Source organism: Spirulina sp. 06S082 (assembly GCF_034932145.1).
Lineage (GTDB): Bacteria > Cyanobacteriota > Cyanobacteriia > Cyanobacteriales > Spirulinaceae > CCY15215.
Window position 1 is genome coordinate 1 of sequence record NZ_JAYGHV010000136.1, and the last position, 25,208, is coordinate 25,208.

The window sequence follows — 25,208 nt, forward strand, 5'->3', positions numbered from 1 at the left end:
CTGGTTGCAGAGAAATTTCCATACAAATCCTCCAAAATCTAACTCAGCATAACATTTTTTTCACCTGCGCGATCGCACTCCCCTCCTTTCTACCTCAAAACCCAAAAAAGAGGAAATGCGATCTCTAATTTTTGTATGCGTCTTGTCGATGTCTCACTCGCACGATCCGAAGTGCTTTTTCATCATCATCAATTTCATAAATTACACGATAATTGCCAACACGAATTCGGTATAGATAATCATCTCCTTTGAGCTTAACTACACCATCTGGACGAGGATCGAAACATAATTCTTCTACAGCTTCGCCAATTCGTTGTTTAATATCCGTTGGAAGTCCTCGAAATTCTTTAGCAGCCGAGTTTTTAAATCCCAGGGAGTATTTACTTTCTGTCATTAATTTCTTGCTCCATCTCAGCTTTTAAATCCTCCCAAGAAACTTCCGATTCATCTTTACGAGACTGAGAAATAAGAAGATCGTAAAAATCTTCCCATAATTCTCCCCATTCTTCCAAGCTGATTAATACTGCTTTTTTAGCACCTGTTTCATCCACAACAAATTGAATACCCTTCATAAAACACCTCAATAACATTCTAAAAATATATCCTTTTATTTTAGCAGATCAAAATTAACCCAACTAATAGAATTTGCGCTTCACTCATCCCCTGATGGCGATCGTTGACCACGGACGAATTTGCTCACTAGCTAAGAAGTTGCGGCTGAGTTGAGTTATTTATCTTTGCTGCTGTTGAATGCGCCGACGCAATGCTCTCAAAGCCGGACTTCTACCGATCGCCATACTCTCTTCTAGGGTTTCTGTAACGATATCTAATATGGGTAAATTGGGAAATATTGAACTCGTTAAAACCTGCTGATATTGCTCTAATTGCAAAATATAAATATTCAGTTGTTCCCCTTCGTAAATCCATAGCTCCCGAACACCTAAACTGATATAAGCGCTCATCTGAGTTCTGGAAGTAACATCCACTTCAATTGCCAGATCCGGAGGAGGATCGATCGCCAGATCGATACGACGTTTTCCACGCACCCGCGCATGATTTTCAATGTAAAAACATTGATCGGGTTCGACTCCGCTTGCCATAGATTGCTCTTTAAAAGTTGTCGAACCAAAACACTCACAATCTATTTCTAGTTCGTCAAGCAAAATTTTAATAATATCGCCGATAATTTCTTTATTGACTTCATGTTCTGGAGACGGCATTCTAATTTCTAGGGTTTTATTGCTGTAAGCAATACGAGTTTTTCTGCGATCGCCGAGTTCGTTCAAGATTGCTTCAAATTCAGACCAATTGAGATTGCAAATTTGCAATCGCTGTCCAGTCGGAATATTGAGTTGCTGGAGTTGAAGTGTCACCATAATTCTTTAATAATAAAGTCCTCCCAACTCTATCTCAATATAACATTTTGCCAACTTAACGATCGCACTCAATCAGGAATCAGTATAGTGAGAAATCGGCGTGCCAATTTGAGTTAAATCGATCGCATATCCTCCCGTTACAAGATAGACCGTTGAAGCGATCGCGCCAATACGTCGCGTTAAATTACCCAGGCGATCGCGAAACTTACGACCCAGAGGGTAAGCTGGGACCAAACCCCATCCCGTCTCCTCCGCCACCAAAATCACCTCTCCCCGCGCTTGCTGCAAACTTTCTAACAAATTGACCACCATTTCCTCCCATTCTTCCTCCCCGCGATCGAGAACATTTGCCAACCACGTTCCCAAAGAATCCACCAAAAAACAATCCTTCTCCTGTATTGTCTGAATTGTTGCAGCCAACTCCACCGGAACAAGTAATGTTTTCCACTCCGTTGGACGACGTAAAGCGTGGCGATCGATCTTGATTTGCCACTCCGGATCGTCGGGATTTTCCTGTGCTGTTGCGACATAACTCACCATTTTTGTTGAATTGTACGCCAATTGTTCCGCCCATGCACTTTTCCCCGAACTAGCCGGACCGATCGCCAAAATTAAAGACTGAGATGATTTTTTTAGAGACATTTTTCAAAATTAAGGTGAAGAATGCAAAGAAGAACCAATACAATAGGAGCAGAGAAATTTAAAACGGCATGAGAGGATAACCTCAAAACCAGAAAAATTTCCCTTGGCGATCGCGGACAGCAGCCAATTTAATTGCCATCCCGAGTCAGGCCAAAGTTAAATAGTGGCGAGAGATCAACATGAGACCAGAACTACGACGCATCGAAACAGCTTTAGCTCAACTCGACAGAAATCCCCGAGAACGGCGAAACTATCGAGAAACAAAACTCCCACTTCGGCAAGAAGCACGCAATCCCTCCTTTGCTCTCGCCAAACCCGTCTCATTACCCTCTACTCAACTTTCTCCTTCTCAACTTTCCCAGTCTCAATTATCTCCCTCCTCGCAACTCTCCCAGTCTCAATTATCCCCTTCCCGATTATCCCCTTCCCGACTCTCTCAATCTCAAAAGACCCCAACAGCATCCTTTCCCCAACCCTATCAAAGTCAGCTAACAACCCTACCACGATTGCAATCGGCGCAAATTAGCAAGCATCGCCACGGTGTTAATCCAGCCCTTGCCACAAACTTGCTCAAAGAAATTGAAGAAATTACAATGAATTGGCAGCGAGAACTCAAAAAAGTTTTGATTGCCATTCAAGACCTTTACCTCGAAGGTCCTATTGTTGATGGCTGGCTTGAATCTCAATCTCCCCTTCCCGATCGCGCCGATTCCCCATCACACTCATCGAGTTTAGAACACTCTAACTCATCTTATCGTCCAGGATATCGCCTTTGCGGTTTGGATGAAAATGGTCGTCTCTGGTCGAGAACTTGTCCTCCTGAGCAAGTCGCGGGTGTTAGTGTCGCGATCTCTCGTTATCAAAAATTGCGCCAATTGCTCAAAAGCAAACAAACTCTGGAAAATCGCCTCAGTAATCTTGCCGAAACATTAGTGATAGTTCACGGCAAGCTGAAAGAAGAGGTTTAAATATTTCTCACTTCTTACCTATTTCTCCGTTCTCAACCTTTTCTAACAACCAAGATAATGACCCAATATTCTACATCCGAATCTGAAAAGAAAATTCCTGTTTCGGTTCTCATTCCAGCGAAGAACGAAGAATTAAATATGCCTAAATGTTTGGAATGTGTCTCCAGAGCAGATGAAATTTTTGTTGTAGATTCCCATAGTAGCGATCGCACCATAGAAATTTGTAAGGAACAGAGTGAAATCTATGATATAAAGATAGTTCAATTTGATTATGAACGAGGAAGCTGGCCAAAAAAGAAAAATTGGGCGTTAGAAAATCTGAAATTTAAGCACGAATGGGTATTAATTGTTGATTGTGATGAACAGATTACGGACGAACTTTGGAGAGAGATTGAGAACATTATCGAAAATCCTCAATACGATGGTTACTATATCAATCGTAAAGTTTATTTTTTCGATCGCTGGATTAAATATGGTGGAAAATATCCCGATTGGAATTTGCGTTTATTTAAACACGCAAAAGGTCGCTACGAGAACTTATTAACAGAAGATGGTTCTGACACGGGAGATAATGAAGTTCACGAACACGTTATTTTAGATAAGGGTTCTCAAGAAGGTTTTATTGAAAATGCACCGATGATCCACATGGATTTCAAAAATATTTCTGCGTGGTTAGCTCGTCACAATCGTTATTCTAATTGGGAAGCGAGGTTTTATGATAATCTTCGTGAAGGGGTTTACGAAAAATCCGTCGCATCACATCAAGGCAGGATTATTCAGCCTAAATGGTTTCAAGGAACTCCTTTAGAAAAGAAGCGTTTTATCAGGAAAGTTTGGGTTTGGCTACCTTTAAGACCATTATTGCGTTTTATTATTGTCTACTTTTTAAAGTTAGGTTTTTTGGACGGGAGAGCAGGTTATTTTTATGCTCGTTTAATTAGTCATTATGAAGCTCAAATTGGCATTAAATGGTATGAAATGCGAAATTGTCAGCAAAATAGTCAATCAGTAAAAGTTACAAAATCTGACGAGAAAACAAACACAACGAAATTAGAAACGAATGAAGCAAACTGATCTATCTTCTCCTCTTCTTGATACCGAACCTTGGATTGATTTACGCAATTACGACCAATCGGAATACGATCGCGGCAGGCCGAGTTGGTATGTTTTATTATGGTGGTTTGTGCAGGCGATCGCATTTCCCGTTACTCTGCATAATTTCAGTTCAATTCGTTGTACAATCTTGCGTTTGTTTGGTGCAAAAATTGGCAAAGGAGTCATTATTCGTCCCACGGCTCGTATTACTTACCCTTGGAAAATTGAGATTGGCGATTACACTTGGATCGGGGATGATGTTGTTTTATACAGTTTAGATCGAATTCAGATTGGGGAACATTGCGTGATTTCGCAAAAGTGTTATTTATGTACGGGAAGCCACGATATCAGCGATCGCGCTTTTGCCCTCCAAACCGAACCGATTTTCATTGGCAATGGGGCATGGGTCGCGACGGATTGTTTCATCGCACCAGGGGTTAAAATTGGGGCAAATGCAGTCATTGGGGGCAGGAGTAGCGTCTACCGCGATATTCCCGCAGCACAAGTTGCCTTTGGCAATCCTTGTCGTCCTCGTTACGAACGTAAGATAGTGGATAGTTGATAGTGGATAGTTGAGAGTTGAGAGTTGATAGCTGATAGTTGATAGTTTGTGGTTGAGGGGTTTGTGGCGATCGCATTTGTAAAAATATTTAGAGAAACAGGCCAATCTGGGTTTCTTCTCGATAAAATGAACAACAATACATGGGGATTGCTTCGATTCCCGAATTTCACTGACTTTTATTTGTGTGAGGAAAAAAATGACAAAATTTTGGTTAACCACCAAATCAACAACAGCAGCCCTTTGTCTGCTGGGGATCGGAGCCAATACCGCCCTCGGGATGGAATCTCTTGTTCCCGAAAACAATTTGGACGATTGCGAAACCTTTGATACGCTTTCTGCTGAGGCGAGTTCTACCGATTTCAATACCCTAACTTGCGATTCCTCTCTGTTGGAAGAAGAAGGGATAGAGGAAGAAACAGAAGTATTACGCGATCGCGTTGAATTTGAAGAATATTCCGATCCATCTTGGCAAGAAGATACCCCGATCTGGGAGACTTCCGAACCTCTCCCGACAGAAACCGAAGCAGAATGGGAAAATGTCCCCGATGCAGCCTCAGAAGCATGGGACACTTCCACACCGATCGCCGAGACGGAATGGGAAAATCTTCCCGATGCAGCCCCAGCCGGGACAGAATGGGAGAATCTTCCCGATGCAGCCCCAGCCGGGACAGAATGGGAGAATCTTCCCGATACAACCTTAGAAGAATGGGACACTTCCACACCGATCGCCGAAGCAGAATGGGAAAATGTCCCCGATGCAGCCTCGGAGAACTGGGATTCTACAACCGGGGAAAATCTTCCCGCTATTTCCTCCCAGGATGCTTCCACCTCCGAACTCGCTACAGATAAGTACGAGGGAAACCTCGAAGACGATCCCCAATTCCAAGCAGTTCTCGAACCAGAAAACGCCAAAGCAGAGGTAGCTAAACTCACTTCTGAGGACTTAATTCGGGACGATCGCACCCTCAGCGAACTCATTTCCCCGACACTAGAACAACACCGACTGAAAACAACAGGTTTGCCTCCAGAACAGGTTATTAGTGTTGCTAAAGAGAACAGCGTACCCGATATTGCGACTTTAGAACCCACAGTTGAAACCCCTCTCCTCGATCGCCTCAATGCCGATTTGCGCCGTCTGCGAGACCAAGCCGAAATCGTGACCAGTCAATCCCTGAATGCACCGATTTTTATACCGCAACCGATTTCTTTTGAAACTTACCAAGTGAGTTTCAAAGATGATTATGGGACAATTTCCTCAGAAGAATTGGAACAGTGGACAACTAAATTTGAGGAAGAATTTAACTTCGAGAATGAATTTTCTCCCGATCTCGCCATTGATGCCAATGCGATCGCCAATTCCATCGATCCGCAACTCTTTCAGGGAAATCTAAGCGAATTGGGTTTAAAAATCTTCGATACGGCACTGTTTAAAGGGAATGCGATCGCGAGTTCTTTCTTCAATGAAAGTCCCCTCAATATTGCCTCCTCAGATGCGATCGAAATAGCATTTAATTCAGTGTTAGAAAATTGGGAAACCGCGATCGGTAATCCCCATTTAACCCAAGATTTAGCGACTTTAATGCCCGCCCATTTGCTTGCCAAAACAACCCTAAACTTTGCCGGAGAAATGCCGGATTTAAGTTGGCAAGATGATGATATTTTTACCGTAGAATCTGCCTTTGAAGAGTTACCAGAGTTAGAATTTGGCAATCATCCCTTTGAGTTCGGTTTTAAACAAGATTTCTTGCAGGCTTCTTCCCCTTTACTGAGCAAAAAAGCAATCTAACTGTTACGATAATTCTGCACGTGGGAGCATTTTGCTCCCCTTTTCATTTCTAAAAATTCCGATTGTAAATGATGATACCGAGAAATCTAAAAATATGAGGATTAAATGCGTTTTTAAGTCCACATCATTTGGAAAAATTCCCCTACCAACAACATTGTTTACCACGCCTATCAAAAACTTTTACTATACAAAAACAGAAGAGTTAGGAATAGTAAATACAGTCGAATTTATCTCAAAATTTGATTTTTATATTATTGTTCCCCCCACCCAAGAACCCATCTCCTATTCTTGTCACGAAGCTCGAATCAATAAAAGTAAAATCGAGCTTTTATTCATTAATTTTGAAACGCAACTTCCTAAAGTCTCAATTATGGGAGAAGCGGAATTAATTTCAGAAGAAGACTTCAATCATGCCATGAACAAAATTATTCAATAGTGTTAATGCAAAGACCTAATCAAGATTGAGAAATCGTTCTAAAGCATCAACCATCTTCGGCGGCCAGCGACGAATATTTTTAACCCATTCAATATCCTGATAGCGACTATCAAGACCCGCAACAGCAACCCAATTACTTTCCGCTTCTCCTTGCGCTCCTTGTACCCAAAGAACTGCCGCTAATGCTGCTCGCATATCGGCAAACATGGGATATTTCTGGACAAGATTTCGCATTGTTACGATCGCCTCTGGTTGGCGATCGCTTTGATATAAAGCCAGGGCATAATTAGCATGAGAAAGAGCCAGATTGGGGGACAATTCCGAGGCTTTTTGATAGTCCGCGATCGCCTCCTCCCAGCGTCCTTGTCCGGCTCGAGCATTACCCCGATTATTGTAAGCCATCCCATCTTCTGGATTTAAGTCTAAAGCCCGGTTATAGTCCGCGATCGCCTCCTCCCAGCGTTTTTGTCCTTCTTTCGCAATGCCCCGATTTAAGTAGGGATCTGGGGCATTAGGAGCAAGTTCGATCGCGCGATCGAAATCCGCGATCGCCCCCTCCAGTTTATTCTCAAGCACCCTCGTCCCCCCGCGATTGCTCCAAACCGCCGGATTTTCGGGAAAGCGATCGATCAGTTCGCTCCAATAGCCCTCTGCCGTGGCCAAATCCCCGCCCTCGAGAGCCGCGATCGCCTTTCCCGCTAAGGCTTCCCCCTCCTGTAACTGCTGCTCCAAAACCGTTGCATCAGGGGGATTTTCCCCACCAAAAGCAGGCATCGGCACAAAAAACAGTAATAATAAACAGAAAAAACTAACTATCCAACGCATATCGAGTACCCATTAATAATGAACTGTTGCTTGTTGCCTGTTCCCTCTCAACACAATAACAAACGAATTTTAGATTGAAAAATATCATCGAGACTTTCAACAATATTAAACTCGCGATCGAGTTCAGTAATTTCTAACATATAACGAACCGGCTGTTTGAGATTCAGTAAATAAAATTGACATTGATGCTGTTTGGCTGCCCGACGCACCGCCATAAGCGCAGTTAGACCAAAATGATCGATAGTATTAACTTGTACCAGATCGATCGCCCAACAAGAATTTTCCGGTACGGGCATTAAATTGACAACTTTTTGTTGTAGGAGAGATGCTCCGCGAATATCCAAATCTCGTTGCGGACGCAGTACGATGTTCATAGATTATTCCCGATTAGTTTAAAATCATGCCCCCCGTCATTGCATCGCACACGTTGGAAATTCGAGGTTCGACAATTCATTATTTAGAAATAGGAGACATAAGTTCCCCCACCATTTTATTTTTACACGGTGCGAGTTTTACGGCACATACTTGGCAAGAGATTGGCACTTTAGCTTATTTTGCCGATCGCGGTTATCGGGCGATCGCGATCGATGTGCCTGGATATGGAAGTTCCCAAAGTATCAATTTTCCCCGAGAAGAATTCCTCGGACAATTACTCGCGGGTATTGAATGCGATCGCCCCATCCTTGTGTCTCCCTCCATGAGTGGTGGATACAGTTTGCCATTCATTGCCCAGTCTGCCGAAAAATTGCGAGGATTCGTTGCCGTTGCCCCCGTTGGCATTAATCGCTATCAAGACGCGATCGCCGGCATTAAACTGCCTGTTTTAGCCATTTGGGGAAGCAACGATCGTATTGTTTCACCAAAATTAGCAGATCTTCTCGTCGAACTTATCCCGCAGGCCAAAAAAGTAATCCTCGAAAATGCCGGTCATGCTTGTTACATGAAAGCAACGGAAGCATTTCACCAACATCTTTTTGCCTTCCTTGAGGACCTCAATCGCTAGTTTCAATGACCGAATCGCTATTTAATGTAAAATAAAATGTTGAACCGAGATCGACTTCCCCTTCCGCCCAAATTCTCCCACCATGCCGTTGAATAATGCGATGAACAGTTGTTAAACCAATCCCCGTTCCCTCAAACTCGGTTGGAGAATGGAGACGTTCAAAAGCACGAAACAATTTGGCAGCATGATCCATATTAAATCCCGCACCATTATCGCGAATATAATAGACAAAAGATTCTGGTGAATTTGACTTTCCCGAATCGAGTAAGGGGGAAATACTCACACCTAATTCTATTTTTGCAACTTCGCGCTTACTCGTATATTTCCACGCATTTCCCAACAAATTATCTAAAACAATGTGTAGCAGAGGTTCATTCGCTTGAACGATTAAATTGGGACAAATATTAAATTCTACTTGGCGATGAGGCATATTAACTCTTAAAGAGTCAAGAACATTTTTTGCCATTTGACTTAAATTTACCTCTGTTAAGGGAAGATCGCTTTTAGTAATACGAGAGAGTTGCAATAAATCTTCAATTAAGCGTTTCATCCTTTGACAGGATTTTTCAATCTGCTGAATATAATCTTGGCCTTCTTCATCTAATTTGTCTCCATACTCTTCAAGCAGCATTTGATTAAAAAACTCAATGTGAGAAATCGGTGTTCTCAAATCGTGGGAAACAGTCCGAGAGAATGATTCTAGTTCTTCATTAACATTCTGTAATTCTATGGTTTTCTCTTGTAGAGACGCATAAAGTTTGCGAATTCTTGCTTCTGCTTTTTTTTGTTCGGTGATATCGCGACCAACATAAACATATTCTGGGCGATCGTCTACGGTTTGAATCGATCCACAGGAAAAAGCAACAGCTATTTTTTCTCCTGTTTTACGAAGACAAGCAATTTCGACTCGAGGTTTGACATTAATATCTTTAACTTGACTTAATAACTCACCATCGCATAGGAGTTTTGTCAAGGGGCGATCGAGTAATTCCCGTTCGTTATAACCAAATAGTTCTTTTGTTGCTCGATTAACTTTTTTAATAATTCCTGCCTGTGTTGTTACAATAAGAGCATCAGCCATAGAATTAATGATTTTATCGATATAATCATTAATTTCTCTGAGTCTCCTTAATAATAGTTCTGCTTCATTGGCAGATTGAACTAATTTTTGCTGAAAAATCATTCGATCTGTAGCATCATTTAAAAGAATTATCAGATAAGGATTCTCCAGAAAATCTCCCATATATTTAGTAACATAAATATCAAAATATAAGGGAGAATTTCGTTCGGCAACTCTGGCTATTCCCGGTATTCCAAAGTTATTGATTTCAGCCTGAATAACCTTGGTCAAGGTTTCTTCACTTCCCGTTAATTCTGGAAAACTCGTTCGCACATCTTCCCCTTTAAAAATAACGATATCTTGTTCTGCATAGCGATTAATACCATCTGAATGTTCTTGAATAATAAAATTGCGATCGACCAGTAAATAATCTTGATGGGAAATGGGTGATTCGGAAGTATCTCTTTTTAAGTGTTGGTTATGATCGATTAAGACTTCCCCAATTAATTGGTGCATTAATCGAGTGCGTTCTAAGAGTTGTCCGAGATATGCTTTTGTTTCAATATCAAAAGGAATATCTCTGGGTTGAATCAATACTTCATTTAATTGTTTTTTAATTTGAACTAAAGTTTGTCTGAGATGATGGCTGACTATATAAGGAAATTGTTGTAGGGCTGCTGTTCTAAAGCCATGAGCGGTTCTTTCTTTAACATTTCTTATTGTATTTTCCTCAATTTGTCTTTCAATCACCGATAAGCGTAAATTTAATTCCCGATCGCCCAAAGGAAGATGCAAATAATCATGAACTCCAACTCCAAGAAATTCTTGTAATGTCTCATCGTCTATTTCTTCTACACAGAGAATAATAGTAGAATTAGAAAATTTGTGTTTGAGAAATCGACAAAGTGATAATCCTTGTTCAAGAGGATGAGATAAAGCAATAAAAATCAAAGAATAGAGGGGATGAGATAAATTCTCTTCCACGGCAGCGCAGTCGAGGAAAAATAACTCATGATGGCGCGATCGCAAAGCGCGATCGAGCGAGGCCAGATTGACGGATTCATCGACAATAATCAGCGTTTTCATAATTCTACTCCACAATCGTCACTCTATTTCAGTCTGAAAAGCGCTTACCCTGATATTATCCTCTTATCTATCATACGAAAATTGCGAAAAAATCCCAAGACGGGATTCTCTTGATAGTTTTTGTCTCAATATTTGATCCTTACTGCTTATTCTGAAGGACAAAAACACTAAATTCATCAAATTTTTTATGTTCCTCAATCGTGAATTTTTTTTGCAGAGATTCTAGAAGCAGTTTAGACTTTTGGCCATAAACGAGCCAAAATGGTGCGTTTGTTGTTGGTATCGAATCCACCCATGTGGCCAATTCTTTACTATCTGAAGATTTATCGGGTAAGTTTTTCGGATAAATCAATAAATCTCGATCGCAATAATGTGTAAAAGGAAGAGTCATTTCATGAACAATCGACCAGACAAGCATATCTCCTCTGTGTCCATCGCTGCAAATATAGTGAGCTACATCACGATAGCGATCGTCGAAAGCACCAATATATCTATTTTTTGTGTTGTAGTATTTTATTAGGCCTACTCCTGATGAAAACAGATAAACTCCCAACATTACCATTGCTAGTATGCGGAATTTTTTTGCAAGTTCAATCAATCCTAAAGACAGTAGAATTAGAAAATAGGGTAAACTCGACATAATATAGCGACTTATCCAAATCGAGTAAAATGCGTGTGAAAACACGAATACGATAAGGATTGGCAGAAATGCCCAAATGGCGATCGGGATAATATATTTCCGATTCCTACTCTGCCATAAAGAAAAAGCCCAAATCACCAAAATCATCAAAACAATAAATTGTAGCAACAATGCGGTAAGTTTTGATGAGGGTGGATGGGCATAAACTGTCAGAATTCTGACTTGTCTTAGAACATCTATTAATCCGGGAATTGGCGGGGTTAATTTATGAGAATTTAAGTCTATATAAACGGATACAAAAACGGGAAAAATAGCCAATCCAATCAGCAAGTAATCTAACGCAAGTTTAGATAGATTTCGATAGGTTAATCTTCTTTTTCGAGTAATAAAATAAAGAATGAAAATAAAAAAATCAGAAAGAATAAAGACGAGATTTAAAGGTGTTGTAAAACAAGCGAGAACCCTAGCTACTATCCAAGTATATTTACTAATATTTTGCTTTTCCATATTATCTTGATGGATATATTGACAAAAGAAAATTGCTCCAATAATTCCAAAAAATAAGCTCATAGTGTAATATCTAACCTCTTGTGCGTGATTGATAAAAAGAGGCGATATACTCAGAAAAAAAGAAGATAGTAATGCAGTTTTTTGATTGAATAGTTGTTGAGCCAACTGATAAATAGCGTAAACACTTGCTAAAGCAAAGATGACTGAAAGACTTCTCAGCCAAATATCATGTTTGGAGACATTCATCCAAGGATTTAAAAGAACATAATACAAAAGCCTTCCTTTTTTGAAGCCGAGATTTTGTGCATCTCTCATACTAATTAACTCATCGATCCACAAACCTCTATAGTTGATTTTCCAAAAACACAAAAAAGTCGAAATACCAAGAATTAAAAATATCAAAAGCTCATTTGATTTAGCTCTAGATAATAGTTGGGAAATCGTAATTTTAATTTTGTAGATCATTTCCTTGAGAAAAATATTTTTATTTTTCCAATCATTATCACGATATTCTACTTCTCCGGATTGAAGAAAGAAATCGATTCAAGAATATTTAGCAAGAACAATTGTACTGAAAAGAAGAGTTAGAAATGAGATGATTTTGCTCTATCATAGATCGAAGACGAGCTTAAAACTCCAAAAAATAACTTCAAAAAGTGCTTTTGTCGATTCTCGCAGCACGATGAAATTTTCCCTCAAATCCGCTATTTCTTCTCTCAAACCCTTTTTACGCTGGGCAATTTTGGCTGGAATTTGCTTTTTTGTTGCGAAAACTTTGCGAGTTCATTGGCAGAATGTGACAGCAATAAGCATTGAAAATATAGATTGGGGTTATTTAGCGATCGCCTTGCTAGTGACACTTCTAGCACATTGTTGGACGGGATGGGTATGGGGTTGGATTTTATCATTTTTAAAGCATCCCGTTGCCCCAGGATGGAGCATTCGCGTCTATCTGACAACAAATATTGCCAAATATATTCCCGGTAATATTTGGCATTTTTATGGACGCATTCGTGCAGCCGAAAAAGAGAAAATTTCTCTTGCGATCGCGACCATTAGCATCCTACTCGAGTCACTACTCATGGCGGCGGCGGCGGTTATTTGGGTTTTATTGAGTTATCCTCAGTTTAAACTGGGTTGGCAATTCCTATTATTAGGTGGGGTGTTAGTGGGAATTCATCCCATTTTTCTCAATCCTGCTTTGGCGATCGCAGGGAAACTCAAAGGAAGGAACAAGCATATCGCCACAGCAAAATCAACTCCGCAGGTGCAAAACTATCCTTTTCTACCTCTTCTGGGGGAATTCATCTTTCTGGGTTTGCGCGGAAGTGGTTTTTTAATGGTTGTCTTGGCACTATATCCTTTAAAATTTGAGCAGGTTCCTCAATTATTCGGCGTATTTATTTTCGCTTGGTTATTGGGCATGATCGTTCCAGGGGCACCAGGAGGAATTGGCGTATTTGAGGGGACGGCGATCGCCTTATTACAAGGAGAGTTTGTCATTGCGATCGCCGTCTATCGCCTGATTGGAACTTCAGCAGAAGCAATTGGTGCGGCGATCGCATGGTTAATTAAACAATGAACAAGCAACAATTATCACCGATCGATGAACGATTTCCTATTACCGATTTGGATGTTTCGGTAGCAATTCCCCTGTACAACGAGGTAGAGAGTTTACCCGAGTTGATTGCAGCGATTAATGTAGTATTGCAAGAGACAGGGTTGAGTTATGAAATTCTCTGTATTGATGATGGTTCCACGGATGGATCCACGCAATTATTGAAGGAATTGGCTCAAAAAGAACCTTATTTGCGCGGAATATTGCTACGGCGCAATTATGGACAGACTCCCGCGATGGCGGCCGGATTTAACTATGCGAGGGGACGGGCGATCGTTACCCTAGATGGGGATTTACAGAACGATCCAGCCGATATTCCCCTCTTATTAGCCAAGCTGGAGGAAGGTTACGATTTAGTGAGTGGATGGCGCAAAAATCGCCAAGATGACGCTCTAACTCGCCTTCTCCCCTCTAAAATCGCCAATTGGCTCATTGGTCGCATGACAGGGGTTAAAGTTCGCGATTACGGCTGTTCTTTGAAGGCCTATCGCGCAGAGTTAGTAGCCGATATGCACTTGTATGGGGAATTACATCGTTTTTTGCCTGCTTTAGCCTATATTGAGGGAGCCAGAATCACAGAATTGCCCGTGCGCCATCATGCCCGCAAGTACGGATATAGTAAGTATGGTTTGGGACGAACAATTCGAGTCGTTTTGGACTTATTCACTGTTTTCTTTATGAGAAAATTCCTCACCCGTCCCATGCACGTTTTTGGCTCGCTGGGAATCATTTGTACCGTTTTGGGAACTGCATTAGGAGGCTATTTAACCTTTCTCAAATTCGGACTGGGACAGCAAATTGGCGATCGCCCTCTCCTCATTCTCGTGGCGATTTTGATTTTAGCGGGAGTCCAGCTATTTAGTTTTGGCTTATTGGCTGAATTATTGATGAGAACCTATCACGAATCCCAAGGAAGACCCATCTATCGCGTGCGTGAAGTAGTTGATAGTTGATAGTTGATAGTTGATAATTAGTTATTGAAAAATTTAAAATTGAAAAAAATGATTCCAGGGGAACTATTGGTAGAGGAAGGGGCGATCGCGTTAAATGAAGGACGCGAGACATTAACCGTCAATGTGGGCAATTCCGGCGATCGACCCATTCAAGTTGGCTCCCATTTCCATTTTTACGAGGTTAATTCAGCATTGAACTTCGATCGCGAGACAACCAAAGGAATGCGTCTCAATATTCCCGCAGGAACCGCAGTCCGTTTTGAACCAGGAGACGAAAAGGAAGTCGAATTAGTCACCCTAGCGGGAAGTCGCGAAGTTTATGGGCTAAATGGACGCATAAACGGGAAATTAGATTAATTTCATTATTAATTTTGTTTCCCGTTTAGATAACTTAATCATTCCAAGGATCCGCGATCGCCTCCGATTGGCTTACAATGCGATCGCTCGTTTGGGTCTTGCTGAGATTGACTTTAACAGCACGGTTTTCTCGTGCTTCGCGTTTGTAAAGATTCAAAGTGAGTATTCCCTCAGCGAAACGTGCTTCAATACCCTCGTGACTGACGGCCAGTGGTAAAGGGATTTTGCGCTCAAATTCGCCATAGGGGAATTCTGCTTGAAAGAATCCTCGACTGTCGGCCTTTTGTTGATAGGGACGTTTTCCCTGAATTGTGACCATTTTGCTTTGGACACTGATATCGATATCTTGAGAACTGATCCCAGGAAGCAAAACCCGCAACACAAGGCGATCGCTAAAGTTCTCTAATTCAACGGGAGGACTCCAAGGAGTTTCTCTGTCATTGCGCCCATGATTGGCACTCTCATCGCGATACAATTGGTTCATCTGGCGACGTAGAGCAGCTAAATCGGGGTAGGAATATCTTTGGGTTCGTAACATTTTTCCAATGCTCCAGAGAGATAAGTGCGATCGCTCGCATCTTTATCTTCTTCCGAGGAGCATTTCCTTGCCATTGGGGGAAACCGACAGAAATAGCCGAGTTTTCCAACATAATGTTGCGATTTCCCCTTCACTTCCGATAAATTGTTACAGAATTTAACGGTTCTGTCATCTTTTATCAGTAGAGATTAACCTCTGAGGTAAACTAACCCTTGAGTAAAAATTCGTTAAGAAAACCCTCGCTAAGGAGCGGATAGTTCTAATGTCTCATAGCGTAAAAATTTACGACACCTGTATTGGCTGCACTCAGTGCGTTCGAGCTTGTCCTCTCGACGTTTTAGAAATGGTGCCTTGGGATGGTTGTAAAGCCTCTCAAATCGCTTCCTCTCCTCGCACAGAAGACTGTGTGGGTTGTAAGCGATGCGAAACGGCTTGTCCGACCGACTTCCTAAGCATTCGAGTTTATCTCGGTGCAGAAACCACCCGCAGCATGGGTTTAGCATACTAAATAAAACCTTCATGCCACAAGCAAAGCAGGGACGATTATTCATTGTCCCTGCTTTTTTTATATATTGGATAGGATAGCGCGATCGCCTTCCTCTTAACTGACTTTCGCTTCTAAAGACTTAAGATATTCAGTATTGACTCCAGATTCTCGCGTTAGAGCAATTTTTCCTGTGCGAGCAATTTCTCGAATCCCAAATTTGTTGAGCATCTGCACGATCGCCACCATTTTCCCAGGATCGCCAACCACTTCAATGGTTAATGTCTCTTCAGAAATATCAACAATGCGAGCGCGGAACACTTGTACGATTTCGATCGCCTCAGCACGATTAGATGTCGTCGCATTAATCTTGACTAACATTAACTCTCGTTCAACCGCAGGAGTTTGAGTGATGTCCTGTACTTTGATAACGCTAATGAGCTTATAAAGTTGCTTGATGATTTGCTCGATCACGCTATCGTCCCCGGATACCACCATCGTAATGCGGGATACGGTCATTTTTTCGGCAGGACCAACAGCCAGACTCTCAATATTAAAGCCTCGGCGGGCGAATAATCCGGCAATGCGAGCGAGAACTCCTGCTTCATCTTCAACTAAAACAGAAATAGTATGTTTCATCAGGGTTATAGTTCGATAAAATTTGGCAATATCGGGTCAAGGGGGATTCGGTTTTAGAGTTTTTCTCTGTAAACCACAATTTTTCAGTTTAACAGATTCGTTTTCCCTCATCCCTATCGATCGCCGATCGTTGTTTATTTTTCCTGGAAATGGGTGCAAGTAGAATCCGCGTCTCAAAAGATAAATCTGAATTTGTCCAAGCATTGGTATCGGGACGCGAGGGGACTTTTCAGACTTATGCAGATCTGTTGGTTTTTGCTGCACTGCTGGGAATTAAAGCACAAAAACGCACTCCTATCGACATTGCTTCTAAAAATGAACCCGCACCGATCGGACTCGATATTTTTATTTCTCGCGGTTACGATCGCCTCATCAAACTGATTGCGATCGCGCAAACCCAAGACCCGGCCATTCTCTCAGCTTACAATCCCCAAAGCGAGTCGGAGAGAATTACAATTTTTGAAGAATATGCCAACGGAGGATTGACGGTGCTGCAAGAGGAGTTACGGGGTGCGGTAGATTATACAGAACGATTATTATTGCTTCTCAATGCAGAACGTTTTGCAGAGGATATCCCCTCGGGAGAGTTCGATCTGACTCAATTTCTTTGAGGAGAATTAACCGATCGCATCGGGATCGAGTCCTAATTGTTGCAGGCGATCGCGCAGTGTTTTGTTTTTTCTGCGTTCTTCCTCTGCAATAGCCTCAGCACGTTCTTTCTCTTGTCGTTGGCGATCGCGATCGGCTTCTGCTAGAATTGCCCTTTCTCGCTCCTGTTGAGCAGTTTCTCGTTCCTGTTGAGCAATTTCTCGTTCCTGTTGAGCAATTTCTCTTTCCTGTTGAGCAATTTCTCGTTCCTGTTGAGCAATTTCTCGTTCCTGTTGAGCAATTTCTTCAGGTAATAAAACTAAATTGCCAGAGGGATCGTAAACCCGCAACCAAATTGCAGTTTCTTTTCTCAGAGTCCCTTCCCATGTCCCCAACCATAACCCCAAACTTTCACACCATAACCAACCTCGCTCATCCGGTGTTAGGTCTTCATAACGCAAATTGCTACCTAAATGCCACCCCTGTAAGGATTGGCGATCGAAAGGATTGTAAACGAAATAATTCTGCGTTCTGAAAGTTTGTTCGTACAGTTGCTTTTTGTCTCCTGTGTCCACACTTGCCGTTGAGGGAGACATTAACTCCACAATCATATCGGGATAGCGTCCCTCCTCTTCCCAAACAATCCAACTGCGACGCTCTCGAGTCCCATCCACATTTAAGGTAACAAAAACATCAGGACCGCGAAAATCTTTATTTTTGACCTGTGCGCTACTGTAATAAACGAACATATTTCCGCTTGCATAATAGTCATCTCGTTCCCGATAGGCTTGCTGGATCGAGTCGATTAAAACATTCATAGCGATGCGGTGGCGATTGCTTTCCAAGGGTTCTCCGTCGTCATAGGGTAAATCGGTAGGAGGGTGAGGGTGAGTCAATTCGTCGATCGCTCGATCTGGGGGCGCTTGTTCGCGAATTAGTTCAACAGACATAATGATATTCCCTCAATCTCGATAAGAACAACTATACCGCAATCAAAATTCAATGTCGAGAGGATGCGATCGCGATCGAAAAAATGTTATCCTAGAGAATACTGTAAAAATTTACGAACCTAGGCAAACATGGCCAAGAAGAGCATGATCGAGCGCGAAAAAAAGCGCAAAAAATTAGTTGAGAAATACGCTGCTAAACGGGCGGATCTCAAAGAACAGGTGAGAAAGGCAAAAACTCCTTTAGAGCGTCTGGAAGTTCAAAGACAATTGCAAAATTTACCCTTAAACAGTTCTAAGATTCGCGTTCGCAATCGTTGCTGGCTTACCGGTCGTCCTAGAGGGTATTACCGCGATTTTGGTCTTTCCCGCCATGTTATCCGGGAATGGGCTCACGAAGGACTTTTACCTGGAGTGGTAAAATCCAGTTGGTAAATTTAAGCTAGATTTAAGCTAGATTTGTATCATGCCCCACAGCAGCGATCGATCCCCAAACTCTCCAGGATCAGATCGCTGACTGCATTGGCCACAGCGAACTCTCCATAAAAGCTCTGGCTAAAATCAAACTCTTGCATTTCCGTCACGATCGCAATAACCAAAGAACCTAAATCATTTTCTCCCTCCAAACGCTGACGCACGAAGATTTGAGATGCGCGTCTGGCGATTTCTTGATTGACAGGTTCGGGAAGAAATTCGCGATCGAGCCAAGTCTGCAAAGTTTGTAGTAACCACTCCCCTTCCTTTTGGTGATCCGTTATGGGAGGAAGGGTAATCGGAGGTATTGGATTAGGCATTTTCAGGTTTGCGATCGCGCAAGTTACTGTAGTTTCTTGATTTTTTCAACTTTTCTTTTTCAACTTTATCTATATTTTATCTATATTTTCTTAAAAGCGTTCGGAATATCTCCTCCGAACACTGTAGGGGGCTGAAATGTCTAAAATTTCATTATACCTCAAAGGGGTTCGGCGATCCGCCCTCATCTACACTCCCTTTCCCCCCAAAATCAAGCCATCATGGTAATACAAAGATTTCCCCCCCGACGAGAAAGAATGAACAATTACCTCTTTACATGGGTCTATAGATGTAGTAAGCTAAAAGAAAAGTCATAATGACTTCGCCTTACAATCCCCATTGAAATTTTATTAACAAGCAAGAGTAAAAACCCGCGATCGGAAAAAGTAGAGAACCGCCTGATTGTTTTTTTCTCCAGAATCAAACTGAACTTTGCAGGGCATTTCCCCATCAGAGGAAAACGGGCTAACAGAATACATTTCCACGATTAAGGAGTGATAACAAGCAAGATGCCAACCGCAAAACTCGACACAAAAGTTAAATCTCTAGCAATTTCTGCCGATATGGTTCGCACCTATTTGCGCGAAATTGGACGAGTTCCTCTACTGTCCCACGAACAAGAAATTCTCTACGGAAAGCAAGTTCAACAATTGATGTTATTGTTGGACGAACAAGAAAAATTGCAGGAAGAATTGCAACATCAACCCACTCGAAAAGAATGGGCAGCACGAGTCAATTTGAGTGAGGACGAACTAGAGAAACTCTTGTATCAAGGGCGACGTGCCAAACAAAAAATGATCGAAGCGAATTTGCGTTTAGTGGTGGCGATCGCCAAGAAATACCAAAAGCGCAATATGGAATTTTTGGATTTAATCCAAGAAGGAACCCTAGGATTAGAAAGGGGTGTAGAGAAATTCGATCCCACCAAAGGATATAAATTTTCCACCTATGCTTATTGGTGGATTCGTCAAGCTATTACTCGCGCGATCGCCCAGCAATCTCGTGCGATTCGCTTACCGATTCACATTACCGAAAAACTCAATAAAATCAAGCGAGTTCAGAGAGAAATCTCGCAAAAAATGGGACGTAGTGCAACACCCAAAGAAATAGGGCAAGAATTGGGCTTAGAAACCGCTCAAATTCGAGAATATTTGAGTATTTCTCGTCAACCTATTTCCCTCGATATGCGAGTAGGGGACAACCAAGATACGGAATTATCGGAACTATTAGAAGATGAAAATGCTTCTCCCGATATTTACCTAACCCAAGAATCTTTGCGGCAAGATTTGGGTAATATGATGGCAGAATTAACCCCCCAACAGCGTAACGTTATCGCCCTACGTTATGGTTTAGAGGATGGTAAAGCCCTCTCTTTAGCCAAAATTGGCAAACAACTCAATATTAGTCGCGAACGGGTTCGCCAGCTTGAAAGTCAGGCTCTCTCTCATCTCCGTAAACGTCGGGGTAAAGTGAAAGAGTATATTTATCAGATGGCTTAAAAAATCGTAAAATAATCAAAGAAGGGGAGGTTTGCAATGCTTGCTACCTCCCCATTTTCAGAGAAATAATTCATCACTAACCACTCACTCTGCCCCATTAACCCATTGCAAAATCTCTTCAGGAAGAGGCGATCGCTGGCGATTTACGGCATTAATACAGACATGACGAGTAATACCTCGTGCTAGGGTTATTTGAGGTGTTGTCAGAGATAATACTTGATAGGTAATCTCAAATTCTGTCTCTCCTAGTTGTTTGGGAGTGAGTTGAACTTCTATGCGATCGCCACAAAACAAAGGACGCAAAAAATCTGCCGAACTATGTACAATCGGAAGAGCAATTCCCAAAGGACTGACCAAAACTTTAAGATTTATCCCCGATCGCGCTAATGCTTCCTCGTAGGCTTCATGACACAGCACAAAAATATTGGCAAAGTAAACCACTCCGGCTGCGTCTGTATCCGATAAATGAATAGTACGCTGGTAAGAATTCATTGATAATTAATAATCGAAATGTTGCGGATTCAAAATTTGAGCAAATCTTATCATAAAAATCCAGTTTTACAAGACTTAAGTTTTGAAATTAAAACTGGAGAAATTTACGGACTTCTTGGTGCTAATGGGGCAGGAAAAACCACAACTTTGAATATTTTATGTAATTTATTGCAACCCGATCGCGGCACTATTGTCCTAGATGGTTTACCTGTTTCCCATGCAACAAAACATCTTATCGGTGTGGCACCCCAGGAAAATTTACTCTATAAAAGTTTATCTTGTCGAGAGAATTTACATTTTTTTTCTTGTCTTTATGGGTTAACAGGTCAACAACAACGCGATCGCATTTCTGCAAGTTTAGCGGCTGTGAATTTAAGCGATCGCACCAATAGTATTGTAGAAACCCTGAGTGGAGGGATGAAACGACGGTTAAATTTGGCGATCGCTTTGGTACATCAACCCAAATTGCTGATTTTGGACGAACCGACAACAGGATTAGATATTGAAACGCGGTATGATTTATGGGCGTTAATTCGCCAATTACAACAGCAAGGAATGACGGTTTTATTAACGACGCACTTGTTAGATGAAGCGGAACAACTTTGCGATCGCCTTGCCATTTTGCGATCGGGACAACTTTTAGCGGAAGGGAATATTTCACAATTGCGCCGATTTGTCAAAGCGCAAGAAATTGTTAGCATACAAACCCAAGATGAGGATAGGGCGATCGCCCGAGGGAAAGAATTGGGATTTCCTCATCGTTATTATGGGGGACGTTTGGCATTTTGGCTGCCAAAAGCATTAGAATTGACAGAAATTATTGCTTGTTTTGAGAACATTTCCTTAGATTCGATTTCTCGTCAACCCGTGGGACTGGAGCATATTTATCTGGAAGTAACCCGCGATCGAGTATCATAAATAATATAAATAATATAGAGAGTTTCTATCTAGTAGCAGAGAATATTTGATGAAGACATTGCTCATTGATAACTATGACTCTTATACTTTCAACCTGTATCAAATTATCGCTGAAATTAATGGTGAATCTCCTCTTGTCATGCAGAACGATCGCCTCAATTGGCAAGAATTAGAACAGCTTGAATTTGATAATGCTGTTATTTCGCCAGGCCCTGGACATCCTGCCAATCAACGAGACTTTGGGATTTGCGATCGCCTACTACGAGAGTTAGAAAAACCGATTTTAGGGGTTTGTTTAGGTCATCAGGGAATCGGTTATGTTTTTGGCGGTATTGTGACTCATGCTCCCGAAGTTAGACATGGCCGCAATAGTCAAATTTATCATCAAGAATCTGATTTATTTAATGCTATTCCCAATCCGTTTTCCGCCGTTCGCTATCACTCTCTCATTATAGACAAATATAGCTTACCCAAGTGTTTAGAAATGATAGCTTGGACAGATGACAGCTTAATTATGGGATTGCGCCATCGCCATAAACCTATCTTTGGGGTTCAGTTTCATCCCGAATCAATTTGTACGGAGTACGGGAAACAAATTTTAGATAATTTTAAAACACTAACTTCAAGTTTTCAAAAAAACAAAAATCTCTCAAAAACAACCTGTAAAATTAAATATATTTCAACTTCCCAAAGTAACAAAATTCCACCAAAATCACCCCAAATAACATCACCTTCAAAACCTAAAACAGATTTTCAAGTATTTTTCAAAAAGTTAGATTTTCTGCCCAATTCCGAACAAGTTTTCGTTCATTTTTATAGCAATTCTCCCTATGCTTTTTGGCTTGATAGCAGTCAAGTTGAAGAAGGTTTATCCCGCTTTTCTTTTATGGGAAGCGATCGCGGTCGTCATAGTTTGCGAATCTCATATAATTGTCGCGATCTCGAGATAACACAAAATAATCTTGTTACTCACCAAAATATTAGTATCTTTAAGTATCTCCAAGAAGAACTCGATCGCCAATTCTGTAAAACTGAAGATTTACCTTTTAACTTTAATTGTGGCTTTGTTGGCTATTTTGGCTACGAACTGAAAGTAGAATGCGGCGCAGAATCCGCTCATTCTTTTGAATTACCCGATGCTGCTTTTCTTTTAGCAACGCAAATGCTGGCCTTCGATCATCAAGAAAAAAACACATATTTACTGTATTTAGGCAAAGCCCAAGAAGCTCAGGAAGCTGAAATATGGTTTAATACGATTGAAAACGCTCTGGAAACAATGCCACCTCTTGCCGCGATCGCCCCGGTAAATCACCCAGAACCTGTTCTTTTTCGTTTAAGTCGCGATCGCCAAACTTATCTCAAAAATATCGAACAATGCTTGCAGGAAATTCACAATGGCGAAAGTTACGAAATTTGTTTGACCAATCGACTCTACACCAATACAACCCCCGATCCTCTCGCATTTTATCGCCATCTTCGCCAGCGAAATCCGGCTCCCTATTCAGGATTTCTCAAGTTTGGAAATTACACCATTGTTTGTTCTTCTCCAGAACGATTTTTACAAATCGATCGCGATGGATGGGTGGAAACGAAACCCATTAAAGGAACCTCACCGCGCGGTCAAACTCTCACAGAAGATCGCCAAATTCGAGAAAATTTGAGCAACAGCGAAAAAGATCGTGCCGAGAATCTCATGGTTTTAGATCTGCTGCGGAATGATTTGGGACGCACCTGCGATGTGGGAAGCATTCATGTTCCCAAATTAATGCAAGTGGAAACCTATGCAACGGTTCATCAGTTAGTTAGTACCATTCGCGGGCATTTGCGCGCCGACCTAAAAGTAACGGACTGCATTCGCGCCGCCTTTCCAGGAGGATCGATGACAGGAGCCCCCAAACTGAGAACAATGGAAATTATCGATCGCCTAGAAGGAGAAGCGCGAGGCATCTATTCCGGCGCGATCGGCTTCTTGGGATTAAATGGCACTGCTGACTTAAATATTGTCATTCGCACTGCAATTTTAACTCCAACAGAAACCTCAATTGGTGTAGGAGGTGGTATTACCGCCATGTCGGATCCTGAAATGGAGTTTCAAGAGACTCTCTTAAAAGCAGAAGCGCTCATTCATGCCCTAGTGCAAACTCTGTACGGAGAAGAAGTAAACAACTGGTACAAAGAGATATGTACCGCAGCCAGAAATGAAAACTTTCTCTTTAGCCGCAATTATTATTGCGCGTTAGAGAGAGTAGAATAAGCCTAAATTTATGATAGAAAAACTAATATTTTTCGGGTCGCGATCGCCGATCATGTTTAAATCGCATTATAAAATTGCAAAATTGTAATATCATTTTATTTTTTGTAATAAAAGTTACGAAAATCAATTGAAATAGCTCCTATAACTACAATTCAGCGATCGCACGAAAGTCATAACTCAATCTCCAGTTTGATAAAGACAAAATAACTTCGCAAAATTTATAGATTTCGCAGGAGAGATTGTGTTTAAAATCGGGAGAATGTGTTAAATGGAGTCTAAGTCTCATGTCCTTACAAGTTGAAGCTCTAGAGCAGAGTTTCGAGAAAATCAAGCCCAATGCTGACGAATTCGTAAGCAGTTTTTACGAGAACCTGTTTACGGCTAATCCAGAAGCCAAACCTTTATTTGGCAGTACGGATATGGCCTCTCAAAAGAAAAAACTCCTCGCTTCTCTTGTTTTGGTTGTAGAAAACCTACGCAAACCAGACACATTGAGTGAGGCATTAAAAGGGTTAGGTGCAAAGCACGTTAAATATGGTGCATTACCGGAACATTATCCCCTTGTTGGGAATGCTCTCTTGACCACTTTTGAGCAATATCTCGGTGCAGATTGGACAGGGGAAGTCAAACAAGCATGGGTGGAAGCCTACGGAGCAATTACAGAATTAATGCTTTCAGGAGCAGACTATTCTACTGAAGAAGTTGCTTTAGATTCTCCTCCAGAAGAATCCCCACTAGCAGTAGAATTGCTCGAAACCAGCTTTGAAAAAATCAAACCCCAAGCTGATGAATTCGTCAGTAGTTTTTACGAAAATCTCTTTACCGCTAATCCAGAGGCTAAACCTTTATTTGGTAGTACGGATATGGCTTCTCAAAAGAAAAAACTCCTCGGTTCTTTGGTTTTAGTTGTAGAAAATCTACGCAACCCAGACAAATTAACCGAAGCATTAAAAGGATTAGGTGCAAGGCACGTCAAGTATGGTGCATTGCCGGTACATTATCCCCTGGTTGGTAATGCTCTCTTGACCACTTTTGAGCAATATCTCGGTGCAGATTGGACAGGGGAAGTCAAACAAGCATGGGTGGAAGCCTACGGAGCAATTACAGAATTAATGCTTTCAGGAGCAGACTATTCTACTG

General features: G+C 41.6%; 30 protein-coding genes. 16 read left to right on the forward strand and 14 right to left on the reverse strand.

Features of this window, described 5'->3' with window-relative positions; genetic code table 11:
- Nucleotides 1-124: 124 nt before the first annotated feature.
- The 4 genes from VB714_RS09610 to cobU form a co-directional block, all read right to left on the reverse strand.
- Nucleotides 125-394 carry a type II toxin-antitoxin system RelE/ParE family toxin gene (locus VB714_RS09610; RefSeq protein ID WP_323223515.1) on the reverse strand — a complete coding sequence of 90 codons (270 nt, stop codon included), beginning with the start codon at nucleotides 392-394 and terminating at the stop codon, nucleotides 125-127.
- Nucleotides 381-572, reverse strand: a complete 192-nt coding sequence (locus VB714_RS09615) for a hypothetical protein (protein ID WP_323223516.1) — start codon at nucleotides 570-572, stop codon at nucleotides 381-383. The genes VB714_RS09610 and VB714_RS09615 overlap by 14 nt, the downstream gene beginning before the upstream one ends.
- Before the next feature lie 159 nt (nucleotides 573-731).
- Nucleotides 732-1,376: a Uma2 family endonuclease gene (locus VB714_RS09620; protein WP_323223517.1), complete on the reverse strand. Its 645-nt coding sequence runs from the start codon at nucleotides 1,374-1,376 to the stop codon at nucleotides 732-734.
- 72 nt (nucleotides 1,377-1,448) lie between these two features.
- On the reverse strand, nucleotides 1,449-2,018 hold the full coding sequence (gene cobU, locus VB714_RS09625; protein WP_323223519.1) for a bifunctional adenosylcobinamide kinase/adenosylcobinamide-phosphate guanylyltransferase: 570 nt from the start codon (nucleotides 2,016-2,018) through the stop codon (nucleotides 1,449-1,451).
- A 179-nt stretch (nucleotides 2,019-2,197) separates the two neighbouring features.
- Here cobU and VB714_RS09630 point away from each other — a divergent pair, with 179 nt between their 5' ends.
- From VB714_RS09630 to VB714_RS09650, 5 genes are all read left to right on the forward strand, one after another.
- Entirely contained in the window at nucleotides 2,198-2,986 is a 789-nt protein-coding gene (locus tag VB714_RS09630; protein ID WP_323223521.1) for a hypothetical protein, read from the forward strand.
- A gap of 57 nt (nucleotides 2,987-3,043) precedes the next feature.
- The gene (locus VB714_RS09635) at nucleotides 3,044-4,060 is read left to right on the forward strand and encodes a glycosyltransferase family 2 protein (protein WP_323223523.1); all 1,017 of its coding nucleotides are present in this window, start codon (nucleotides 3,044-3,046) and stop codon (nucleotides 4,058-4,060) included.
- Nucleotides 4,047-4,643 carry a hormogonium polysaccharide biosynthesis acetyltransferase HpsU gene (gene hpsU / locus VB714_RS09640; RefSeq protein ID WP_323223525.1) on the forward strand — a complete coding sequence of 199 codons (597 nt, stop codon included), beginning with the start codon at nucleotides 4,047-4,049 and terminating at the stop codon, nucleotides 4,641-4,643. Before VB714_RS09635 ends, hpsU begins: the two co-directional genes overlap by 14 nt.
- A gap of 196 nt (nucleotides 4,644-4,839) precedes the next feature.
- Nucleotides 4,840-6,429 carry a hypothetical protein gene (locus VB714_RS09645; protein ID WP_323223527.1) on the forward strand — a complete coding sequence of 530 codons (1,590 nt, stop codon included), beginning with the start codon at nucleotides 4,840-4,842 and terminating at the stop codon, nucleotides 6,427-6,429.
- 94 nt (nucleotides 6,430-6,523) lie between these two features.
- Nucleotides 6,524-6,865 carry a hypothetical protein gene (locus tag VB714_RS09650; RefSeq protein ID WP_323223529.1) on the forward strand — a complete coding sequence of 114 codons (342 nt, stop codon included), beginning with the start codon at nucleotides 6,524-6,526 and terminating at the stop codon, nucleotides 6,863-6,865.
- A 15-nt stretch (nucleotides 6,866-6,880) separates the two neighbouring features.
- Here VB714_RS09650 and VB714_RS09655 read toward each other — a convergent pair whose 3' ends face one another.
- The gene (locus VB714_RS09655) at nucleotides 6,881-7,690 is read right to left on the reverse strand and encodes a tetratricopeptide repeat protein (protein ID WP_416309644.1); all 810 of its coding nucleotides are present in this window, start codon (nucleotides 7,688-7,690) and stop codon (nucleotides 6,881-6,883) included.
- 47 nt (nucleotides 7,691-7,737) lie between these two features.
- The gene (locus tag VB714_RS09660; RefSeq protein WP_204106824.1) at nucleotides 7,738-8,064 is read right to left on the reverse strand and encodes an STAS domain-containing protein; all 327 of its coding nucleotides are present in this window, start codon (nucleotides 8,062-8,064) and stop codon (nucleotides 7,738-7,740) included.
- Nucleotides 8,065-8,090: 26 nt separating this feature from the next.
- On the opposite strand from VB714_RS09660, the gene VB714_RS09665 reads away from it, so the two are divergent.
- The gene (locus tag VB714_RS09665) at nucleotides 8,091-8,693 is read left to right on the forward strand and encodes an alpha/beta hydrolase (protein ID WP_323223533.1); all 603 of its coding nucleotides are present in this window, start codon (nucleotides 8,091-8,093) and stop codon (nucleotides 8,691-8,693) included.
- Here VB714_RS09665 and VB714_RS09670 read toward each other — a convergent pair.
- Together VB714_RS09670 and VB714_RS09675 are read right to left on the reverse strand one after the other, a co-directional pair.
- Nucleotides 8,683-10,839, reverse strand: coding sequence for an ATP-binding protein (locus VB714_RS09670; RefSeq protein WP_323223535.1), 2,157 nt, complete (start codon nucleotides 10,837-10,839; stop codon nucleotides 8,683-8,685). The genes VB714_RS09665 and VB714_RS09670 overlap by 11 nt on opposite strands.
- Before the next feature lie 139 nt (nucleotides 10,840-10,978).
- Nucleotides 10,979-12,304, reverse strand: coding sequence for a glycosyltransferase family 39 protein (locus tag VB714_RS09675; protein ID WP_323223537.1), 1,326 nt, complete (start codon nucleotides 12,302-12,304; stop codon nucleotides 10,979-10,981).
- Between the two features lie 367 nt (nucleotides 12,305-12,671).
- Between VB714_RS09675 and VB714_RS09680 the strand changes: the two genes are divergently transcribed.
- Genes VB714_RS09680 through VB714_RS09690 form a run of 3 tightly spaced genes read left to right on the forward strand, consistent with a single transcriptional unit; the run spans nucleotide 12,672 to nucleotide 14,917 of the window.
- Nucleotides 12,672-13,571 (forward strand): lysylphosphatidylglycerol synthase domain-containing protein, encoded by a 900-nt coding sequence (locus tag VB714_RS09680; protein WP_323223539.1) that lies wholly within the window; start codon nucleotides 12,672-12,674, stop codon nucleotides 13,569-13,571.
- Entirely contained in the window at nucleotides 13,568-14,560 is a 993-nt protein-coding gene (locus tag VB714_RS09685; protein ID WP_323223541.1) for a glycosyltransferase family 2 protein, read from the forward strand. Before VB714_RS09680 ends, VB714_RS09685 begins: the two co-directional genes overlap by 4 nt.
- 48 nt (nucleotides 14,561-14,608) lie before the next feature.
- Complete coding sequence (locus tag VB714_RS09690; protein WP_323223564.1) at nucleotides 14,609-14,917, forward strand: urease subunit beta; 309 nt, start codon at nucleotides 14,609-14,611, stop codon at nucleotides 14,915-14,917.
- A 34-nt stretch (nucleotides 14,918-14,951) separates the two neighbouring features.
- Here the strand turns inward: VB714_RS09690 and VB714_RS09695 are convergent, their stop codons facing one another.
- Together VB714_RS09695 and VB714_RS09700 are read right to left on the reverse strand one after the other, a co-directional pair.
- The gene (locus VB714_RS09695) at nucleotides 14,952-15,455 is read right to left on the reverse strand and encodes an Hsp20/alpha crystallin family protein (RefSeq protein WP_323223543.1); all 504 of its coding nucleotides are present in this window, start codon (nucleotides 15,453-15,455) and stop codon (nucleotides 14,952-14,954) included.
- Nucleotides 15,419-15,589 (reverse strand): hypothetical protein, encoded by a 171-nt coding sequence (locus tag VB714_RS09700; protein WP_323223545.1) that lies wholly within the window; start codon nucleotides 15,587-15,589, stop codon nucleotides 15,419-15,421. Before VB714_RS09700 ends, VB714_RS09695 begins: the two co-directional genes overlap by 37 nt.
- A 128-nt stretch (nucleotides 15,590-15,717) precedes the next feature.
- Between VB714_RS09700 and psaC the strand changes: the two genes are divergently transcribed.
- A complete protein-coding gene (gene psaC / locus VB714_RS09705; protein ID WP_204106816.1) occupies nucleotides 15,718-15,963 on the forward strand; it encodes a photosystem I iron-sulfur center protein PsaC in 246 nt (81 codons plus the stop codon).
- A 93-nt stretch (nucleotides 15,964-16,056) separates the two neighbouring features.
- On the opposite strand, the gene ilvN is transcribed toward psaC, so the two are convergent.
- Nucleotides 16,057-16,578 carry an acetolactate synthase small subunit gene (ilvN, locus tag VB714_RS09710; RefSeq protein WP_204106815.1) on the reverse strand — a complete coding sequence of 174 codons (522 nt, stop codon included), beginning with the start codon at nucleotides 16,576-16,578 and terminating at the stop codon, nucleotides 16,057-16,059.
- Nucleotides 16,579-16,727: 149 nt separating this feature from the next.
- On the opposite strand from ilvN, the gene VB714_RS09715 reads away from it, so the two are divergent.
- Entirely contained in the window at nucleotides 16,728-17,189 is a 462-nt protein-coding gene (locus VB714_RS09715; RefSeq protein ID WP_323223547.1) for a DNA phosphorothioation-associated protein 4, read from the forward strand.
- Between the two features lie 6 nt (nucleotides 17,190-17,195).
- Here the strand turns inward: VB714_RS09715 and VB714_RS09720 are convergent, their stop codons facing one another.
- Nucleotides 17,196-18,116: a Uma2 family endonuclease gene (locus tag VB714_RS09720; RefSeq protein ID WP_323223549.1), complete on the reverse strand. Its 921-nt coding sequence runs from the start codon at nucleotides 18,114-18,116 to the stop codon at nucleotides 17,196-17,198.
- 129 nt (nucleotides 18,117-18,245) lie between these two features.
- Between VB714_RS09720 and rpsN the strand changes: the two genes are divergently transcribed.
- The gene (rpsN, locus tag VB714_RS09725) at nucleotides 18,246-18,548 is read left to right on the forward strand and encodes a 30S ribosomal protein S14 (RefSeq protein WP_204106812.1); all 303 of its coding nucleotides are present in this window, start codon (nucleotides 18,246-18,248) and stop codon (nucleotides 18,546-18,548) included.
- Nucleotides 18,549-18,577: 29 nt separating this feature from the next.
- Here rpsN and VB714_RS09730 read toward each other — a convergent pair whose 3' ends face one another.
- Nucleotides 18,578-18,907, reverse strand: coding sequence for a hypothetical protein (locus tag VB714_RS09730; RefSeq protein ID WP_323223551.1), 330 nt, complete (start codon nucleotides 18,905-18,907; stop codon nucleotides 18,578-18,580).
- Nucleotides 18,908-19,414: 507 nt separating this feature from the next.
- Here VB714_RS09730 and VB714_RS09735 point away from each other — a divergent pair.
- Entirely contained in the window at nucleotides 19,415-20,404 is a 990-nt protein-coding gene (locus tag VB714_RS09735; protein WP_323223553.1) for an RNA polymerase sigma factor, RpoD/SigA family, read from the forward strand.
- An 84-nt stretch (nucleotides 20,405-20,488) separates the two neighbouring features.
- Here the strand turns inward: VB714_RS09735 and VB714_RS09740 are convergent, their stop codons facing one another.
- Nucleotides 20,489-20,896 (reverse strand): thioesterase family protein, encoded by a 408-nt coding sequence (locus VB714_RS09740; protein WP_323223555.1) that lies wholly within the window; start codon nucleotides 20,894-20,896, stop codon nucleotides 20,489-20,491.
- Nucleotides 20,897-20,914: 18 nt separating this feature from the next.
- Between VB714_RS09740 and VB714_RS09745 the strand changes: the two genes are divergently transcribed.
- The 3 genes from VB714_RS09745 to VB714_RS09755 all read left to right on the forward strand — a co-directional run.
- The gene (locus VB714_RS09745; RefSeq protein WP_323223557.1) at nucleotides 20,915-21,814 is read left to right on the forward strand and encodes an ABC transporter ATP-binding protein; all 900 of its coding nucleotides are present in this window, start codon (nucleotides 20,915-20,917) and stop codon (nucleotides 21,812-21,814) included.
- Nucleotides 21,815-21,863: 49 nt separating this feature from the next.
- Nucleotides 21,864-24,068 (forward strand): aminodeoxychorismate synthase component I, encoded by a 2,205-nt coding sequence (gene pabB / locus VB714_RS09750; RefSeq protein ID WP_323223559.1) that lies wholly within the window; start codon nucleotides 21,864-21,866, stop codon nucleotides 24,066-24,068.
- A gap of 284 nt (nucleotides 24,069-24,352) precedes the next feature.
- A partial coding sequence (locus VB714_RS09755) for a globin family protein (RefSeq protein WP_323223561.1) occupies nucleotides 24,353-25,208 on the forward strand: 856 nt, incomplete at its 3' end.

What these genes read in the sequence shown, in the direction of transcription:
- VB714_RS09610 (WP_323223515.1), bottom strand. Translation starts at nt 394, where the DNA reads ATGACAGAAAGTAAATACTCCCTGGGATTTAAAAACTCGGCTGCTAAA.
- VB714_RS09615 (WP_323223516.1), bottom strand. Translation starts at nt 572, where the DNA reads ATGAAGGGTATTCAATTTGTTGTGGATGAAACAGGTGCTAAAAAAGCA.
- VB714_RS09620 (WP_323223517.1), bottom strand. Translation starts at nt 1,376, where the DNA reads ATGGTGACACTTCAACTCCAGCAACTCAATATTCCGACTGGACAGCGA.
- cobU (WP_323223519.1), bottom strand. Translation starts at nt 2,018, where the DNA reads ATGTCTCTAAAAAAATCATCTCAGTCTTTAATTTTGGCGATCGGTCCG.
- VB714_RS09630 (WP_323223521.1), top strand. Translation starts at nt 2,198, where the DNA reads ATGAGACCAGAACTACGACGCATCGAAACAGCTTTAGCTCAACTCGAC.
- VB714_RS09635 (WP_323223523.1), top strand. Translation starts at nt 3,044, where the DNA reads ATGACCCAATATTCTACATCCGAATCTGAAAAGAAAATTCCTGTTTCG.
- hpsU (WP_323223525.1), top strand. Translation starts at nt 4,047, where the DNA reads ATGAAGCAAACTGATCTATCTTCTCCTCTTCTTGATACCGAACCTTGG.
- VB714_RS09645 (WP_323223527.1), top strand. Translation starts at nt 4,840, where the DNA reads ATGACAAAATTTTGGTTAACCACCAAATCAACAACAGCAGCCCTTTGT.
- VB714_RS09650 (WP_323223529.1), top strand. Translation starts at nt 6,524, where the DNA reads ATGAGGATTAAATGCGTTTTTAAGTCCACATCATTTGGAAAAATTCCC.
- VB714_RS09655 (WP_416309644.1), bottom strand. Translation starts at nt 7,690, where the DNA reads ATGCGTTGGATAGTTAGTTTTTTCTGTTTATTATTACTGTTTTTTGTG.
- VB714_RS09660 (WP_204106824.1), bottom strand. Translation starts at nt 8,064, where the DNA reads ATGAACATCGTACTGCGTCCGCAACGAGATTTGGATATTCGCGGAGCA.
- VB714_RS09665 (WP_323223533.1), top strand. Translation starts at nt 8,091, where the DNA reads ATGCCCCCCGTCATTGCATCGCACACGTTGGAAATTCGAGGTTCGACA.
- VB714_RS09670 (WP_323223535.1), bottom strand. Translation starts at nt 10,839, where the DNA reads ATGAAAACGCTGATTATTGTCGATGAATCCGTCAATCTGGCCTCGCTC.
- VB714_RS09675 (WP_323223537.1), bottom strand. Translation starts at nt 12,304, where the DNA reads ATGAGAGATGCACAAAATCTCGGCTTCAAAAAAGGAAGGCTTTTGTAT.
- VB714_RS09680 (WP_323223539.1), top strand. Translation starts at nt 12,672, where the DNA reads ATGAAATTTTCCCTCAAATCCGCTATTTCTTCTCTCAAACCCTTTTTA.
- VB714_RS09685 (WP_323223541.1), top strand. Translation starts at nt 13,568, where the DNA reads ATGAACAAGCAACAATTATCACCGATCGATGAACGATTTCCTATTACC.
- VB714_RS09690 (WP_323223564.1), top strand. Translation starts at nt 14,609, where the DNA reads ATGATTCCAGGGGAACTATTGGTAGAGGAAGGGGCGATCGCGTTAAAT.
- VB714_RS09695 (WP_323223543.1), bottom strand. Translation starts at nt 15,455, where the DNA reads ATGTTACGAACCCAAAGATATTCCTACCCCGATTTAGCTGCTCTACGT.
- psaC (WP_204106816.1), top strand. Translation starts at nt 15,718, where the DNA reads ATGTCTCATAGCGTAAAAATTTACGACACCTGTATTGGCTGCACTCAG.
- ilvN (WP_204106815.1), bottom strand. Translation starts at nt 16,578, where the DNA reads ATGAAACATACTATTTCTGTTTTAGTTGAAGATGAAGCAGGAGTTCTC.
- VB714_RS09715 (WP_323223547.1), top strand. Translation starts at nt 16,728, where the DNA reads ATGGGTGCAAGTAGAATCCGCGTCTCAAAAGATAAATCTGAATTTGTC.
- VB714_RS09720 (WP_323223549.1), bottom strand. Translation starts at nt 18,116, where the DNA reads ATGTCTGTTGAACTAATTCGCGAACAAGCGCCCCCAGATCGAGCGATC.
- rpsN (WP_204106812.1), top strand. Translation starts at nt 18,246, where the DNA reads ATGGCCAAGAAGAGCATGATCGAGCGCGAAAAAAAGCGCAAAAAATTA.
- VB714_RS09730 (WP_323223551.1), bottom strand. Translation starts at nt 18,907, where the DNA reads ATGCCTAATCCAATACCTCCGATTACCCTTCCTCCCATAACGGATCAC.
- VB714_RS09735 (WP_323223553.1), top strand. Translation starts at nt 19,415, where the DNA reads ATGCCAACCGCAAAACTCGACACAAAAGTTAAATCTCTAGCAATTTCT.
- VB714_RS09740 (WP_323223555.1), bottom strand. Translation starts at nt 20,896, where the DNA reads ATGAATTCTTACCAGCGTACTATTCATTTATCGGATACAGACGCAGCC.
- VB714_RS09745 (WP_323223557.1), top strand. Translation starts at nt 20,915, where the DNA reads ATGTTGCGGATTCAAAATTTGAGCAAATCTTATCATAAAAATCCAGTT.
- pabB (WP_323223559.1), top strand. Translation starts at nt 21,864, where the DNA reads ATGAAGACATTGCTCATTGATAACTATGACTCTTATACTTTCAACCTG.